The organism is Paenisporosarcina sp. FSL H8-0542, assembly GCF_038632915.1.
Lineage (GTDB): Bacteria > Bacillota > Bacilli > Bacillales_A > Planococcaceae > Paenisporosarcina.
Window position 1 is genome coordinate 152,211 of sequence record NZ_CP152050.1, and the last position, 15,259, is coordinate 167,469.

At 41.0% G+C, this 15,259-nt stretch carries 17 protein-coding genes; 11 read left to right on the forward strand and 6 right to left on the reverse strand.

Going from position 1 to position 15,259, the window contains the following annotated elements; translation table 11 throughout:
- The first annotated feature begins 10 nt into the window (after window positions 1-10).
- The 4 genes from MHH33_RS00855 to MHH33_RS00870 all read left to right on the forward strand — a co-directional run bounded on the left by MHH33_RS00855 (window position 11) and on the right by MHH33_RS00870 (window position 3,114).
- Window positions 11-610 carry a Type 1 glutamine amidotransferase-like domain-containing protein gene (locus MHH33_RS00855; RefSeq protein ID WP_342542671.1) on the forward strand — a complete coding sequence of 200 codons (600 nt, stop codon included), beginning with the start codon at window positions 11-13 and terminating at the stop codon, window positions 608-610.
- Window positions 611-700: 90 nt separating this feature from the next.
- A complete protein-coding gene (locus tag MHH33_RS00860; RefSeq protein WP_342542672.1) occupies window positions 701-1,105 on the forward strand; it encodes a GNAT family N-acetyltransferase in 405 nt (134 codons plus the stop codon).
- 506 nt (window positions 1,106-1,611) lie between these two features.
- Window positions 1,612-2,517 carry a DUF4349 domain-containing protein gene (locus tag MHH33_RS00865; RefSeq protein ID WP_342542673.1) on the forward strand — a complete coding sequence of 302 codons (906 nt, stop codon included), beginning with the start codon at window positions 1,612-1,614 and terminating at the stop codon, window positions 2,515-2,517.
- A gap of 18 nt (window positions 2,518-2,535) precedes the next feature.
- Window positions 2,536-3,114: a hypothetical protein gene (locus tag MHH33_RS00870; RefSeq protein ID WP_342542674.1), complete on the forward strand. Its 579-nt coding sequence runs from the start codon at window positions 2,536-2,538 to the stop codon at window positions 3,112-3,114.
- Between the two features lie 111 nt (window positions 3,115-3,225).
- On the opposite strand, the gene MHH33_RS00875 is transcribed toward MHH33_RS00870, so the two are convergent.
- A complete protein-coding gene (locus MHH33_RS00875) occupies window positions 3,226-3,396 on the reverse strand; it encodes a hypothetical protein (RefSeq protein WP_016429834.1) in 171 nt (56 codons plus the stop codon).
- 100 nt (window positions 3,397-3,496) lie between these two features.
- The gene (locus MHH33_RS00880) at window positions 3,497-4,528 is read right to left on the reverse strand and encodes a serine hydrolase (protein ID WP_342542675.1); all 1,032 of its coding nucleotides are present in this window, start codon (window positions 4,526-4,528) and stop codon (window positions 3,497-3,499) included.
- A 245-nt stretch (window positions 4,529-4,773) separates the two neighbouring features.
- On the opposite strand from MHH33_RS00880, the gene MHH33_RS00885 reads away from it, so the two are divergent.
- Window positions 4,774-5,475, forward strand: coding sequence for a TIGR02206 family membrane protein (locus tag MHH33_RS00885; protein WP_342542676.1), 702 nt, complete (start codon window positions 4,774-4,776; stop codon window positions 5,473-5,475).
- Between the two features lie 123 nt (window positions 5,476-5,598).
- Here the strand turns inward: MHH33_RS00885 and MHH33_RS00890 are convergent, their stop codons facing one another.
- Complete coding sequence (locus MHH33_RS00890; RefSeq protein ID WP_342542677.1) at window positions 5,599-5,976, reverse strand: YkvA family protein; 378 nt, start codon at window positions 5,974-5,976, stop codon at window positions 5,599-5,601.
- Window positions 5,977-6,108: 132 nt separating this feature from the next.
- On the opposite strand from MHH33_RS00890, the gene MHH33_RS00895 reads away from it, so the two are divergent.
- A complete protein-coding gene (locus tag MHH33_RS00895) occupies window positions 6,109-6,552 on the forward strand; it encodes a MarR family transcriptional regulator (protein WP_342542678.1) in 444 nt (147 codons plus the stop codon).
- 3 nt (window positions 6,553-6,555) lie between these two features.
- Window positions 6,556-9,156, forward strand: coding sequence for an MMPL family transporter (locus MHH33_RS00900; RefSeq protein ID WP_342542679.1), 2,601 nt, complete (start codon window positions 6,556-6,558; stop codon window positions 9,154-9,156).
- A 353-nt stretch (window positions 9,157-9,509) separates the two neighbouring features.
- On the opposite strand, the gene MHH33_RS00905 is transcribed toward MHH33_RS00900, so the two are convergent.
- Window positions 9,510-9,881, reverse strand: coding sequence for a hypothetical protein (locus MHH33_RS00905; RefSeq protein WP_342542680.1), 372 nt, complete (start codon window positions 9,879-9,881; stop codon window positions 9,510-9,512).
- Window positions 9,882-10,033: 152 nt separating this feature from the next.
- On the opposite strand from MHH33_RS00905, the gene MHH33_RS00910 reads away from it, so the two are divergent.
- The 3 genes from MHH33_RS00910 (at window position 10,034) to MHH33_RS00920 (ending at window position 12,038) form a co-directional block, all read left to right on the forward strand.
- Window positions 10,034-10,984 (forward strand): hypothetical protein, encoded by a 951-nt coding sequence (locus tag MHH33_RS00910; protein WP_342542681.1) that lies wholly within the window; start codon window positions 10,034-10,036, stop codon window positions 10,982-10,984.
- A gap of 65 nt (window positions 10,985-11,049) precedes the next feature.
- Complete coding sequence (locus tag MHH33_RS00915; RefSeq protein ID WP_342542682.1) at window positions 11,050-11,550, forward strand: DinB family protein; 501 nt, start codon at window positions 11,050-11,052, stop codon at window positions 11,548-11,550.
- A 152-nt stretch (window positions 11,551-11,702) separates the two neighbouring features.
- Complete coding sequence (locus MHH33_RS00920; protein WP_016429843.1) at window positions 11,703-12,038, forward strand: L,D-transpeptidase; 336 nt, start codon at window positions 11,703-11,705, stop codon at window positions 12,036-12,038.
- A 61-nt stretch (window positions 12,039-12,099) separates the two neighbouring features.
- On the opposite strand, the gene MHH33_RS00925 is transcribed toward MHH33_RS00920, so the two are convergent.
- Window positions 12,100-13,146: a DUF4097 family beta strand repeat-containing protein gene (locus tag MHH33_RS00925; RefSeq protein ID WP_342542684.1), complete on the reverse strand. Its 1,047-nt coding sequence runs from the start codon at window positions 13,144-13,146 to the stop codon at window positions 12,100-12,102.
- Window positions 13,121-13,462 carry a PadR family transcriptional regulator gene (locus tag MHH33_RS00930; protein WP_342542685.1) on the reverse strand — a complete coding sequence of 114 codons (342 nt, stop codon included), beginning with the start codon at window positions 13,460-13,462 and terminating at the stop codon, window positions 13,121-13,123. Before MHH33_RS00930 ends, MHH33_RS00925 begins: the two co-directional genes overlap by 26 nt.
- Window positions 13,463-13,721: 259 nt before the next feature.
- Between MHH33_RS00930 and MHH33_RS00935 the strand changes: the two genes are divergently transcribed.
- On the forward strand, window positions 13,722-15,176 hold the full coding sequence (locus MHH33_RS00935) for a helix-turn-helix transcriptional regulator (RefSeq protein WP_342542686.1): 1,455 nt from the start codon (window positions 13,722-13,724) through the stop codon (window positions 15,174-15,176).
- Window positions 15,177-15,259: the final 83 nt, after the last annotated feature.

Genomic DNA, 15,259 nt, shown 5'->3' on the forward strand with positions numbered 1-15,259 from the left:
GGGGTTATAAATGGGTCATCTTCTATTAACTTCAACGGGCTTTTTCCATGAAAAAGTCCGAGAGCAATTCATTGAGCTAATTTCTAATAGAAAGTCCGCAGTCATTATAACGACGGCATCAGCACAAAAAGAATCGAATCCATTTGCTATTCAAGCACGAGTTGATTTACTTGATATGGGGTTTGAACAAGTAACTTTTTTGGATGTGGAAAGGGAGAAAATAGATTGTTTGCGAACTGCAGATGTTATTTACCTAAATGGCGGAAATCCTTTTAGATTGTTGCACGCTCTCAGGGAGAGTGGGGCAGACGAGCTACTTCAAATGAGAGCAAAAGAAGATTGTGTCATCGTGGGCGTAAGTGCTGGAGCAGTGGTGCTTGGCGCATCTATTCGAATTGTTGATTGGTTCAGTCCATCATTGAATACGATGAATTTGAAAAATTTCAAGGGGTGCGAGCTATATAAATCCTCTCTATTTCCTCATGTGGACCGAATAGACCTGTTCCCAGGTACGACTCCCATTGAAGAAAGAATTCATGCATTTGAGAAAACGTCAGGTGAGCACGTGTTGCGATTGGTGGATAGTGAATTCAAAATAATGGAAATCTAGCCATTAAGAGGTGTCAATTATGTTGTTTTACAATTGATAAAGAAAGAACAACTCCAATAGATACTAATATGGATAGGGGTAGTTCGAAATATGATTTATACAACATCTATTAAAAATATAACAAAAGATCAATTGAACGGATTTTTTGTTGGGTGGCCAAACCCACCGTCTTCTGAAGTCCATCTTAAATTATTGGAAAAAAGCTCACATATGGTATTGGCAATTGCTCAAGAGTCCAAACAAGTCATCGGGTTCATCACGGCGAACAGTGATGATGTATTGTCTGCTTATATACCGTTCTTGGAAGTTTTGCCAGCTTATCAAGGACAAGGTATTGGTAAACAACTCGTCAAAGAAATGTTTAACTTATTGAGTGATATTTATATGATTGATCTGATGTGTGATGAAGACTTGATGGGATACTATGAAAAATTAGGAATGCAACGAGCACATGGAATGATCCGAAGAAATTATACAAAACAATCTGGTTTGTAAGGGGAGGATCTAACCTAATGGATTTCGAATCGTTAAAGTGGGTGTTGTTAGGCATTTGCGCATTGTTGTTTGCGATTAAGTTCTATGTAAAACGAGAGTCACTTCTTTTGGCCTGATTTTTTATGTAGGTGTGTTCGCATCAATGTCCTATTATGTAAATTTCAATGACTGGGGACAGGGGTGGAAGATTGGATTTTTGCTAATCGCATCTTTTGCTTTCTGGCAATTTCTATTTAAAGAAATTGCTCAGTTCCGTCGTTTACGAACAGTCCGAACCCAAAAATGAATGAAGCAGGAATCGGCCGAAATTGCATCTTCGGCCGATTATTTTATTTAAAGAGAGTGCCGAGTCTTTAGTTACCCAAACAAACAACTACGTTAACTTTTAACCCCCATGTCCAGGACACGTGGGGGTTTGTGATGTGTTTTAAAATATAATCAGAAAATTGTAACATTTTTCCTGTCCATCGCGTCATAAATACTATAGAGATAGGGGGCAGTCGAAGATGAGGAAGAGGATTTTATTCATACTACTTTCCAGCTTGTTGGTTTTATTAGCTGCGTGTAGTGGTGGCGAGGAGAAAGCTGAAAGTTCCGAGGACAAAGCACTTGCACCACAGTCAGATTCCAATGAAGTAGCTACGGAAGAATCTGCGGAATTAGCTAACAATTCAAGTTCAGGTGAAGCCAAGAAAACAGCACCTACTGTTGCAGTGGAAAGAATGATCATTCATAAGGCGATATTAAGTGTGAACGTCAAAGAATTGGATAAAGCACAAAGTAATATTCAGAAGAAAGTCGAGCAATTTGGTGGCTATATCGTGGAGTCAAACGTCTATCAAGAAGACGAACAGACGAGCGGCGGCAAAATGATTGTAAGGGTTCCAGAAGAGAACTTTGAAAAGTTTCTATTAGAAGCTGAAGGGGAAGCGGCTAAAGTATTGGAACGCAATGTGACGGGTCAGGATGTCACAGAGCAATACGTGGACCTCGAATCACGAGTGAAATCAAAACGAGCGGTTGAAGAACGCTTACTGGAATTCATGAGCAAAGCACAGAAAACCGAAGACTTGTTGAAAATTTCTGCAGATTTAGCACAGGTTCAAGAAGAGATTGAAGTGATGGTTGGTAAGATGAAGTATCTTGAAAACCAGACGTCATTTTCAACGATTGAAATCACAATGTATGAAAATCGTGTGGTAGTTCCTGAGATAGATAGCAAAGAACTCAATACATGGGAAAAAACAAAAAAACAATTCGCGACAAGCATGAATTCCTTACTTTCGACATTCTCTGCATTGATTGTATTCTTCGTTGGTAACTTACCAGTTCTCGTTATTTTGACAGCCATTGGATTATTGGTCTATTTCGTCATTAAAAGAAGGCTTCGGAATGAACAGAAAAAGGTCTGAAGGTAAGGGGAGTAGTTCATGAGGAAAAAGATTCTTGTGACAATGATGTTAAGTGTCGTCTTTTGTTTGTTCAGCTTGTCCATTGTTCCGACAACCAGCTACGCATGTTCATGTGCTCAGCCTCCATCAGTAGAAGATGAGTTGGAACGCTCACAAGCCGTTTTTTCAGGTAAAGTACTTGAAGTGAAAGTACAAAAAAACTTTAAGGGGTATGTGAAGAAAAGAGTATTAATTGAGGTAGCAGAAACCTGGAAAGGTGTATCGGAGTCTCAAGTAATTATTACCACCGGAAGTGGTGGGGGTGATTGCGGCTATGAATTCCAGGTGGGTCAGGAATATTTAGTTTATGCCACTGAGTCTACGATGTATGGAGATAAAGCAGAGCTCGTAACAGTCATCTGTGATCGAACAACAGAGTTAAGTGCTGCACAGGAAGACTTGACCGTTCTCGGAGAAGGAAAAGAACCGACTGAACAAGTGGATTTAGTTACAGAACAAGCGGGAATTGCCGAATCGAATGCAATGATTGCTGTTATTGTTGCTGTCGGCATTGTTCTTTTAAGTTTCATCGTTTGGAAGAGGTTTAAGAAACGGTAATTCAACAAGAACCTCGTGAAAATCATATGCATATTAAAATGAACTTGGAAATTTTTCTATGCTTTATTTTTGATATAACACAGTTGAAAAAAGGGTTTTTGACCACAACTGTCAAAAACTCTTTTCCTTTTTCAACTGTATATCTTTTAACAGCGAGATGATTGCCTTGTTTTGTTCAACCTGCACGTCCGTATTGTTTTTAATGAGTCGAATCCATCGGACGACGAGGGCTCCAATGACAAGTAGGAATCCATACATAACCAACCACTCTAAATTATCCATTAGTCTACCTCCATCACTTAATTATGCAATCCCTAAAAAGTGTTCCAAAAAAGACCGGAAGTCATTATTCATATGGGTTCACCTCACGTTATACCATTGTCTAGTGGTTGGTCACTTTTGTCCATTCGTCTTCAATGGCCGCCATGATTTTATACGCACCAGACGACTTATTTGAACAAACCACAACAATGCGGGAATCATCCGGGTAGTATGCCGAGTGAAAACTTACTCCTGGGTCATAGCCCATAACATGATACTTGGTTACGGTCTCGTCTTTTTTATTAATCCAAATCCCATAACCATAGTAGCTGCCTTCTTTTACTTGAACATGTGCCGTGAGCAGGCGATCAGTCATTTCCTTGCTAAGAATTTGATGATTCATAAGAGATTCCCAGAGAAGAGCCATATCGGTAACGGTGACATAAGCGCCGCCATCCGACCCACCTTTTGCCGGCAGTGAGTACATATTGGTTTTCCACGTTCCATCAGAATGATCGATGTATCCCCATGCCGTTCTCTCAGGTAGGGAGTCAAAAGAAAAGTAGCCCGAATCGACCATCCCAGCTTTTTTGAAAATGTGTTCTTCCACATAGTCAGTAAAGGGAAGTCCACTTGCTTGTTCCACAATCAACCCTAGCAAAATATAGCCGGAGTTATTGTAACTGAAACTCTCACCTGGTGGATTTTTCATCGGTTCATTTTGGAAAAGAGGAAGGAAATCCTTCAAGGTCCTGATATGGTACATTGGCGTTTTGATCCACAACTCCTCAAAATCATCCATGACTTCTTCGTCAAAATAATCAGGAACGCCCGATGTGTGGGTAAGCAAGTGATGGACAGTGACGTTGTCATCAAAATGAGGAAACTTTACATCCAGACAGTCTTTCAATTTGGAGTCGAAGGAAAGTTTTTTCTCCTCCACGAGTTTGCAGATGGCGATCGCGGTGAAGAGTTTGCATCCTGAAGCAATTCCATACCTGGTTCCAGACTGATTGTTTATTGCTTCTGCCCGATTGGCATATCCAAAGCTACGATCAATAAGAGCATTCTCTCTTTCTTTTACCAAAACGGTTCCAGAAAAATCATTTTCGCTTTGAAGGGAAACAATTCGATCCATAATCGTGTTTTTCATGTGAGATTCCTCCATTTCTTTAACTACCATTTACATTAAATTCTTGCTAGTCCGCCCTCCTTAATCGAAAGGGAACGATCCATATTTGCCAAGTTTCGTAAAGCAAATGATGTATCTATTTATTATTCGCCAACCACCTAGTCTCTTCCTTTTTCTTTAAGAGAATCTAACTAAAACGAGGATTTCGAGGAATGGAAACGAATAGGTATGTATAGATGGAAAGAAAAATGAAATGAGGAAACGCAATGTTGGAACAAGAGGGACCTGCATTTGTTATGTTTTCGACGGCACATCAGATCGTAATTGTGGGATTGGTTCTATTAATTGTTTTGTTATTTGCTTTCAAAAATAGATGGACGCTTCAACCTCGCAAAGCGCAACAAATCGAACGTCTTTTTGCCCTGTCCTTACTGGGCATGGATATCGCGTTTTATATTTGGCTCTTTCAAACCGGAAGATGGAACTTGAGTAGTTCGTTGCCACTCGAATTGTGTAGCATTAGTTTAGTGTTGACCATCGTCCTGCTGTGGACCGGAAATAAGCATGTCTATGATTTTGTTTTCTATGCAGGAATAGGCGGTGCACTTCAAGCAATTGCAACACCAGTATTGGATTTAAGCTTCCCGCATTTCAGGTACTTCCACTTCTTTTTCACGCATGCGGGAATTGTCCTTGTAGCGCTATATTTTACATGGGTGAAAGGGTGCCGCCCTACTTTTAAAGGAATCCTCAAAACGATGCTCGCATTGAACGTATTGCTGCCACTCGTGTTTGTCATCAATGTTTTAGTTAACGGAAACTATATGTTTTTACGGACAAAACCAGTGAACGGAAGTCTGCTTGATTACCTGGGACCATATCCATGGTACATCGTATCTCTTGAATTGGTGGCTTTCTTCATTTTCGTATGTTTATGGTTGGTTTTCAGAAAAAGGCGTTCAGGATAGGGGGAACTATTATTAAAAGCAAAAGAACAGGGACGCAATCGTCACGTGGTCAAGAATGGTGAGCGATCATCTGTTTATGCATAAGCCGAATCTCCTCGATGTTGTTGAGGAGATTTTTTATGTTCATTTGTAGATAAAAACAAAAGTACCCCACACTAACACAGCAAACCAAATCATGAGGATAATCCCCGCAGCAAACCAATTTTTGGGTTTGTCCGATAGCAAATGTTCTTCAGCTAATTTAGTGCTGTCCTGAATGACGATTTGAGGAAGCATTTTCAGTGCAAAATAAATGCCGACGGGTACAATCAATACATCATCGACATATCCGAGAATCGGTATGAAGTCGGGAATCAAATCAATTGGGCTAAATGCATAAGCGACGACTGCGATAGTAAATACTTTCACAGGCAAAGAAACACGTGTGTCTTTTGTTGCGAAGTAAAGCGTATAAAGAGATTTCTTCATGAAACGTGCCCATTCCTTCAATTTTCTCCACATAGGTTGAATCCTCCTTTCTACAATACTTGTTTTTTTCATCATATACCCCGCTCCAATTTGTCACAAGACCATCATTGACTTTGCATAGTTTACCCCCTAAACTACTATTATTGGTTTAGGGGGTAAACTATTATGGATGAAAGAATAAAAGAAGCGGTATCACTCTTTGAAGAGGTACTCATATATGGGACTGAACGCGTCATTCGAAGTGTGGATGAACCGATATGGAAAGAATATTCACCTGAACAAATTCAAGTATTGAAACTGATTTACAAAGAAGGGGAAATAACATCAAGTCGACTCGCCATTTTGCAAGGCGTACATAAAAGCGCCATATCCAATCGTATAAAAAAACTGATGGAAAAAGAGTTGATTGACACAAAGCCTTCAGGAGATAAGCGAGAGAAGATTCTTGTGCTGACGAGTTTAGGGGAAGATGTCATCAATGAATCAGACCGAGTATTGCATGAATATATTGGAAAATTGATGTCCAATCAAGTTGATGATCGGGAAATTGACCAATTTTTAGTGACGTTCCGCAAGTTAAGAGAAATTTTGAAAATGAATGGAGTCTGACGAATGAAAACGATATTAAAATGGAAATGGCCGATCACCATTGGTTTGCTCGCCATCACGATTCTCTTATTTATCATCGCCCCAAATTTGACGAAACTAGCGGAAGAAGCGGGCTCAATTCAGCTGTCTGGAGATGCGTCGTCACAACAAGCCGCCAAAATGTTGGCGGATGCAGGCGAAAGTGACCAAACGATTTCCGTTGTTGTGGAACTTGATAAAGCACTGAGGGATGTTGACCGTGAACAATTGGGCAATATGGCGAAGAAAATCTCAGCACTTTCAGAAACGGTGACCAGTGTCTTAAATCCCGTTGAAAGTGAAGAGCTCGAGAGTCAACTCGTTTCGGAAGATAAAAAAACAGTACTCATTCCCATTACAGTGGATGGGTCTGATGAAGAAGTTAATGATGTTGCACAAGAAATTCGCGATTCAATCATTCCGTCAGACATGACAGCTTACGTGACAGGCGAAGCCATCATCAACAATGATGTTAATAAAAGTGCGCAAGAAGGCTTAAAGCGGACAGAGATTATTACAGTTGTTTTGATTTTTGGTTTGTTGCTTGCGGTTTTCCGTTCGATTGTCACACCATTCATTCCTTTGGTGGCAGTGGGTCTTACGTATTTATTGAGCCAATCACTTGTAGCATTTTTCATCGATTGGTTTGGTTTCCCGGTTTCTAACTATACCCAGATTTTCTTGGTGGCGATATTGTTCGGGATTGGAACGGACTACTGTATTTTACTGCTGAGCCGTTACAAGGAAGAATTATCTGCAGGTCACGCGGTAGAAGAAGCCATTGTAAACACCTACAAAACTGCCGGCCGTACGTTACTGATCAGTGGTCTTGCTGTATTTATTGGGTTCTTCGCGATCGGTTTTGCGGATTTCCCAATATTTAAATCGGCCGTAGCCGTTGCGGTAGGGATAGCTGTTCTATTGCTCGTGTTGTTTACGATTGTGCCAGTGTTTATGTTGGTATTGAGAGAAAAACTATTCTGGCCTTCGAAAAAATCGGCAGCGCACCACGACAGCGGCTTATGGGGATGGATGAGCAAGCTTTCCGTCAATCGCCCCGTTCTATCTATGCTGGTTGTCGCAATTATGACGGTTCCTTTGTTGCTGACATACGATAACTCCTTGTCATTTAACACAGTGGATGAAATCGGCAGTAACTATGAATCGGTTAAAGGCTTACGCGCCATAGAAAATGGCTTTGGCAAAGGGGACTCGTTGCCAGTTCAAGTCATTATTGAATCGGATGAGAAGCTAGCAAACGAAGAAATGATTCCGTATGTGGAGAGTTTAAATCAACGCTTTGAACAAATCGAAGGTGTTGAGAAGATTAGAACAGTCACCCGACCTACTGGGGAAATGATCGAAGACTTATATGTCGATCATCAACTTGGTTTGATGGCGGATGGATTAACGGAAGCTCACGAAGGACTCACTGAAATTGGAGCGGGTCTTGAGCAAATTCAAAGGGGATTGGCTGGAGCTGGCAATAGTGGTGGACTTGGAGAAGTTGCGGCAGGACTTGGTCAGCTAAACGACCAGTTGGCACTGACAACACAAGGGTTACAACAGACCGGTAATGTGCAACAAACAGTCGGTGCTTTGACTGCCATCAGTGGTCAACTTGATCAAATTCAGCAAGGCCTTGCCGGAGCAAGTGGTGGCGGTGAAGGATTATCTCAGGTAACTGAGGGGCTTGCAGCTTCCAGCCAGGGTCTTACACAAATTGCAGATGGACTTACGGAAGTCAGCGACATGATGAAGGCGATGAGTGAAAGTGATAGTGTTCGTGATACTGGACTGTATATTCCTGCAGGCACACTTGAAAGTGAAGAGTTTTCTCAAGTATTGGACCGATATACATTCGCTGATGGCAAGGGGATAAAAATGGAAGTAGTCCTTTCGGATGACCCATATTCTCCTGAAGCCATTAAAACTGTGCAACGCTTGAAAGACGCGGTGGCATCCGAAGTAAAGGAAACGCCGTTTGAAGATGCAAGCATTGCCTTTGGTGGCATATCGAGCGTAAATAGTGATTTAGCCGATATCTCTTCGAGCGATTTTTCAAGCACTGTCATGATTATGTTGATTAGTTTGTTTGTCGTCTTGACAATTTTATTCCGTTCCATGATCATGCCATTGTTCATGATCGGCTCGTTATTACTGACGTACTTTACGTCAATTGCCATTGCTGAACTGATTTTCGAGAATCTACTTGGATATGACGGCATCAGCTGGGCAGTTCCATTCTTCGGTTTCGTCATGCTGATTGCACTTGGCGTCGATTATTCCATTTTCCTTCTCGACCGGTTCCGAGAAGAGGCGGAAAGTGGTTTGTCTGTTCGAGAAGCTATGCGTGTTTCGATGGCCAAAATGGGAACGGTCATCATCACGGCAGCTATTATATTAGCGGGTACATTTGGTGCCATGATGCCTTCAGGGGTTCTGAGCCTGATGCAAATCGCGTCCATCGTGGTTATTGGATTATTGCTGTACGGTTTGATTGTCTTACCATTACTCATACCGGCCATTACCGTATCATTTGATCGTGGTGTATGGTGGCCATTCGGCATTAAAAAGAAAAAATAGCTGTAAGAAAAGCCCTTCGAATTATTCTCGAAGGGCTTTTTGATTTACTATGATATTGTTTATCGTACATTTGCGCGAGCACGCATGTTCCGCAGGAGCCAACAAGTATGAAAACCAAATACTTGTGGGTCTCACGCTTCAAAAGTGCTACTCCTGCGGTTACTCGTCGCAAAGAATCGGTCCAAATCAAAACCTTTGGCCCGCTTCTTTCCTGCGGAATAATGGGCAGGCAAGACCCCGCAACGAGGACAAAGGAGCGAAGGCTAAGAACGCCACCTCGTGTGGCAACGCCTTCGTGACCAACATCCTGTTGGCCCGAGCCGATTCATTTCTCTATTTAAAAGAGAATAAATTTACAACCCAATCGGCAATTGAAAGAGCAGGAAATTGCCTGTCCATTGTTGACTTTCAATGAATACTTTTTCATTGCCCTTTTCAAACAAATAGCTGGAGCCGTTCTGTTCGACAAATTCCCATCCATTCTTTTTCATTCGCTGCTTGAGGGAGTTAAGTGCCACATCGAGAGAATCATCCGTTACAAGCCAAACAAAGCCGTCTTGCTGTGCCACTTTAGAAAGCGGCAATTCCGATGAGACAGCAAGTTTTGCGACTTCCTGCTTGGTTTTATTAGAAAATGGAAGCTCGGGATAATGAAATTTAGTTGACAGAGCAGCATATACCGCAAGAAGGAACAGTATGACAAACAGAAGTATCCACTTTTTCATCTCAAAACCCATCCCATCCATCACGAAATTAATAGTTACTTATTAGACTCTAAAACCCACTCAAAAGTTCCAACATTTCACTAAATTACCAAACAAATTAACTGAAACTTCATCTTTGGAATTTCGTATAGTAGCTAAGGGAGTGATGGGCTATGTGGTCAACGTTTCAACAAAGACAATCGGAGCTAAAACTATTAATCAATGAACAAGAACGCTTGCAAAAGAAATTAGCTTCTCTTCAAACGGAAATCCTGGAACACACACACAAACGAAATGAACTCGAAAGTAAGCTGACAAAAGAACAACGGGATGTCGCAAAATTGGATGAGTTTTCATTTTCCAACGTGATGAGAAAGTGGAAAGGGACGCAGGAAGATGTCCGTGATCAAGAAATGGCTGAAGCAGCTTCAATAGAATTGAAGTGGAACGAAGCGGTGAAGGTGGTTCGAGACCTGGAAGTAGAATCAGCTATCATTCGTCAAGCATTAGCAGATGTACAGTTCCAAGACCTTCATGCGAACTGGCAACGGTTAATGATTGAAAAAGAGCGATGGTTGCGAGTCAATTCCCCGCAAGATAAAGCGGTGATGGAAGAACTGTATGACCGGAAAACAGTTGTCCAAACGATGCTTCGTGAAATCGAAGAAGCACGGGATGCAGGAAGTAGAGCAAATGTACTTTTATCCAAAGCAATTAGTCAGCTCGAATCTGCCCGCAACTATTCAACATGGGATACGTTTTTGGGTGGCGGAATGATTGTGACTGCAATGAAGCATAGTGCAATCGATGACTCAGAAGATATGATTCATAAAGCACAAATGGCTCTCCATCGCTTCAGAACGGAAGTCAAAGATGTGCAGGCACTTGAAGCCAATTCTTTTATCGTGGAACGCGGAGAGTTTATCAAAATGGCCGATTACTTTTTTGATGATATTTTCAGTGAGTGGACCATTCATTCACGAATATCCAAATCTCAAGGGAACTTGCAAAATACGGTAAAAGAAATCATGAAAGTCATGAACTCATTAGCCGGCAAAAAGCATGTATTGGATGCTGAACTCGTTGACATTGAAGAGAGAAGAAAACAATTAATCGAAGCGTAAGGAAGGTATTTTGACTATTGTCACGAAAGATACTTAAGAGGAAAGAAATCTTAAGGAGGAAAATTATGTATCATACAATTGATGAGTTTTTAACTGAATGGACTTACGAGAGTGACTCTACCCAACAAATACTGGACTTGTTTAACGATGATTCGTTAGGAACAAGAGTCAAAGAAGGAGAGCGTTCGTTAGGTTTCCTTGCTTGGCATACGATCGTTTCTATCAATGAAATGATGTCACGTGTCGGACTGAAGTTTGAAGCACCACATCACGATGCACCAATGCCGGAATCAGCAGCAGAAATTGCTGCTGGATACAAACAGGCGAACATGGCATTCAAAGAAGCCATTCGTTCACAATGGACGGATGTCAATCTTTCTGAAGAACACGACATGTATGGAGAAATGTGGACGAATGCTACTACACTGAACGTTATCGTTAAGCACCAAATCCACCACCGCGGCCAAATGACAATGTTGATGCGCCTGGCAGGACTGCCGATGATCGGAGTGTATGGTCCATCCCGTGAAGAATGGACATCCTATGGGGGCGACGTTCCAAAATAAGGTAAACAAAAGCAACTTCGAAAATGGAGTTGCTTTTTTGTATGCGAAAATCGATGTTCGCCTCATCTATTGAATGACTTTCCAACCTAACGTGGTCATAACCACTTGGCATGCCATATACCTAAAGTAAGTCAATTTTGGGAGATGGAATTATGGTGGTTTGGATTGATGTAAATGTAAGTAAACGCCAGCTGAAACTTTACGATGCCAGTAGATTGCTGAAAACATATCCGATAGCAGTCGGGAAAATGTTAACACCTACACCAAGAGGAAATTATATTGTTGTGAACAAAGAGTATGACCCAGGTGGCCCATATGGGGTGTTATGGATGGGTTTATCTAAACCACATTACGGAATACACGGCACAAATAATCCCTCGTCCATTGGCAAGAAAGTTTCGCACGGGTGTATTCGGATGTATAACGATGACGTAACGGAGCTTTCATCCTTCGTGCCAATCGGAACAAATGTCTATATACATGCTTGAAGAAGAACAAAAAAAGCCCTCACAAGGGGCTTTTTTGATGTCTATATATGATTGATGGAAATTAAACGGGTACGTTTGCTTCTTTCTTAAAGACAGTTATTTTTCCGTTATCCGTAGAAAGTTGAACCGTATTCGTGCCACTTCCGAAAGTCGTGCGGGAATTCTTCTCCCCAAACACATCAATTTTTCCATGGTCAACCCTTGCACGAATCGAAACATCTGTCGGATTATTTTCAGTCGCAACCGATATGCTGCCATTGTCCGTTTCCAAATCAATCATGCGGTCAAGGCTCGTTGTTAAAAGTGAAATCCGTCCGTTATCCGTTCTTCCGGTAATATTTCCATTCACATATTCCATGATGATTCGTCCGTTATCTGTTTCTGTGTGAACCTGTTCGGCATCGACATTCCGCATTTCAATTCTGCCATTGTCCGTCCCGGTAGTTAGTTTGTCGACTTGAACGTTATCGATTGCTATACGGCCATTATCTGTTTCAACGTCCAGAACCATTGCTGCAATTTCTTTTATTTCAATGCTTCCATTGTCAGAAGTTGCTTTCACTGTTTTTCCAAGAACTTTTATCGCTACAATGCCTCCATTATCTGTCTTCATGGAAATAGCTGTATATAGTTTTTTGGGGAGAGCCACATTGACCTTTACGCCTTTGAAGATCTGAAGAAAACCAAAGAATGCAAATTTGGGGGCTTTAAGGTCAATCGATAGTGTGTCTCCAATAACGTCTGCTGTTAATGCTAATTTTTCATGCGCGTTTATTAGCTCAATAGTGGTGACATCTGAATCAGATGGATATACATGTAAAGAGCCAATTTTGATGTTCATGGCAACTTTTGTGAAGTTATCATTCGTTATAAGAATCTTTTTCGTGTCTGCATTTGTATCAATTTTCTCGGGCACATAATTGGCAAGAAGCTCTTCAGCAATTTCTTTTGGAGAGCCAAGGGACGCGGCAATTTCGCTATCAGATTTACCATCTACACGTCCATCCGTAAAATACTCTTTAATATCCTGGAAAATATCGTTTCTTTCATCGGAAGGAAGTTTAGTCAAAGCCATTTCAAGTTCATTTAGAAATTGTTGTTCCGTCATCTTTTACACTCTCCTCAATTAAAGTATTCACGCCGTTTGTGAAGCTTTTCCATTCATTTAACTGTTCCTGTAAATATGTTCTGCCTAAATCGGTCAGTTTGTAATATTTACGGGAAGGACCTTCTGTAGACTCTTGTAAATAAGTAGTGAAATAACCTTCCTTGGTCAGACGTCGCAATAACGGATATACAGATCCCTCGGAAATTGAGATTTGGTCCGAGATTTTTTGTACAAGTTCATACCCATATCGATCTTTTTGATCCAATAACACAAGGACGCAAAGATTAAGTACGCCTTTCTTGAATTGAATATTCACCTTAAACCCCCTCCTTCCACTACTAGACAATATGCAGTACTGTTAAGAACAATATATCATGCAGTATTATTCTATGCAAGGTACTGAAAAATAATTATTTTTTTGTGAAAGGGTCTTTGAGATTTTTCAAAAGTTCTTGCTTATGAAGAGAGCAGACATGACAATGTACGTATATTCTTTACCTGTACCTAAAGTGTTTATGGGCACTTTTTATAGATGTTTGTGCGAATGATAAGTAATGGAAGAAGGGGGTTTCTTTATGCATGTATACGTTCTGACGAAGGACTCACTAGAAGCACAAGGAATAAAATGGATGATTTCTTCGCAGTTACGAGATGTTTTTGTGGAATTGGGGGACTCAGTCACTACTCTACAAAAAGATATGGTTTCCAGGGAATTTGATTTTTATATTATTGATATGGACTTATGGTCTGCCTCGGAAGAAAGTATCCTGCCTTCAGGAGCGAGGTGGCTAGGGGTATCCTCAGATCGAACGTTTCAAACTGCATACCGTGCACTTAAACATAAAGCGGAAGATTTATTGTTCCGTCCTTTCCAGCCCGAACATCTGATTAAGCATATCCAGCAAACGCGTTTTCGTGTGCGCAACGAAAAGAAAGGGATTCCTCAACTGGATGCATATCAAGAATCGAATTTTACATATGAAGATTTATTGTTGGCGAAAACGTACCCAAGGACTTCTGTACTCTTAAGTGCAATTGTTCCTGCGAGCCGGGAAGAGGGAACGCAATTGGTGAAATCGCTGGAAGAGTTCGCATTCCCCTCGCATTTTGAACTATTTCCGTTTACTAATTTTATTGTTGTTGTACACCGACTACCTGAACTTGAAAGCATGCAGGAAGCCTATCTGGCGTTTTATGCGTCTTGGAAACGCCAATCCAATACACTATTGTCCATTTACTTATACGAATCACCTGGCGACCAAGATATTCGTTCACTTTATCAAAAAATGCGTCGCTTCCAAGAACGTGTTTTTTATGATGGCTATGATATTTTATCCGTTGAAGCTGAAGATTTATCGTGGTGTGAAATGGATCCGTTTTTGTCTCCCATAGAGCAACGCATGTGGATTGAAATGCTAGGAAAACAGGACGTTAAAGCAATTCGTCAATGGTTGGAGCAAGATTTTCTAACCCTTGAAGCACCTTACCCGGATCCTGAAATGGTGCGAATCCGTTTGACTAGTGTTCTTGCGCAAATCAGAAGATATATGTCGGCCAATTCGATTCAAAATCCCCCCCTTGAAAAACAGTACCATCAACTATTTCAAGACATCATCCGCGAGCCGGTTATGTATCACATCATTCAAAGCTTTGGTGACTTCACAGCGGATTTGATGAAAGTAACAAGTTTAGTGGAATCAGGGACGTCTAATTTCTCAGATAGAGTAAGAATGATGATGGAATCAAATTATTGGGATTCGAATTGGAACTTGGCGGCTTGTGCAGATGCTTTGCAAATGAATAAAAGCACATTAAGTCGAAGGTTTTCGAAAAGTACAGGCAAGAATTTCAGGGAAACGCTACAAGAAATTCGCCTTGGAGAAGCAAAACGATTATTAAAAGAAACAAACGCAACTTTAGAAGAAGTATCGAGATTGGCGGGTTTCACACATCAATCTTATTTCAATGCGAAGTTCAGAGCATCAACTGGAAAGACCCCAACCCAGTATCGATTTAATTGGGGAAGATGAATCGAGTTTTTCGATTATAAATTAGTTTCTTTGGTTATATCATTAGTTGTCTCTCCGAAGAAAAGATTATTTAAAAAGGCCGA

Coding starts and splice junctions, on each gene's coding strand:
- MHH33_RS00855 (WP_342542671.1), top strand. CDS start 11: ATGGGTCATCTTCTATTAACTTCAACGGGCTTTTTCCATGAAAAAGTC.
- MHH33_RS00860 (WP_342542672.1), top strand. CDS start 701: ATGATTTATACAACATCTATTAAAAATATAACAAAAGATCAATTGAAC.
- MHH33_RS00865 (WP_342542673.1), top strand. CDS start 1,612: ATGAGGAAGAGGATTTTATTCATACTACTTTCCAGCTTGTTGGTTTTA.
- MHH33_RS00870 (WP_342542674.1), top strand. CDS start 2,536: ATGAGGAAAAAGATTCTTGTGACAATGATGTTAAGTGTCGTCTTTTGT.
- MHH33_RS00875 (WP_016429834.1), bottom strand. CDS start 3,396: ATGGATAATTTAGAGTGGTTGGTTATGTATGGATTCCTACTTGTCATT.
- MHH33_RS00880 (WP_342542675.1), bottom strand. CDS start 4,528: ATGAAAAACACGATTATGGATCGAATTGTTTCCCTTCAAAGCGAAAAT.
- MHH33_RS00885 (WP_342542676.1), top strand. CDS start 4,774: ATGTTGGAACAAGAGGGACCTGCATTTGTTATGTTTTCGACGGCACAT.
- MHH33_RS00890 (WP_342542677.1), bottom strand. CDS start 5,976: ATGTGGAGAAAATTGAAGGAATGGGCACGTTTCATGAAGAAATCTCTT.
- MHH33_RS00895 (WP_342542678.1), top strand. CDS start 6,109: ATGGATGAAAGAATAAAAGAAGCGGTATCACTCTTTGAAGAGGTACTC.
- MHH33_RS00900 (WP_342542679.1), top strand. CDS start 6,556: ATGAAAACGATATTAAAATGGAAATGGCCGATCACCATTGGTTTGCTC.
- MHH33_RS00905 (WP_342542680.1), bottom strand. CDS start 9,881: ATGAAAAAGTGGATACTTCTGTTTGTCATACTGTTCCTTCTTGCGGTA.
- MHH33_RS00910 (WP_342542681.1), top strand. CDS start 10,034: ATGTGGTCAACGTTTCAACAAAGACAATCGGAGCTAAAACTATTAATC.
- MHH33_RS00915 (WP_342542682.1), top strand. CDS start 11,050: ATGTATCATACAATTGATGAGTTTTTAACTGAATGGACTTACGAGAGT.
- MHH33_RS00920 (WP_016429843.1), top strand. CDS start 11,703: ATGGTGGTTTGGATTGATGTAAATGTAAGTAAACGCCAGCTGAAACTT.
- MHH33_RS00925 (WP_342542684.1), bottom strand. CDS start 13,146: ATGACGGAACAACAATTTCTAAATGAACTTGAAATGGCTTTGACTAAA.
- MHH33_RS00935 (WP_342542686.1), top strand. CDS start 13,722: ATGCATGTATACGTTCTGACGAAGGACTCACTAGAAGCACAAGGAATA.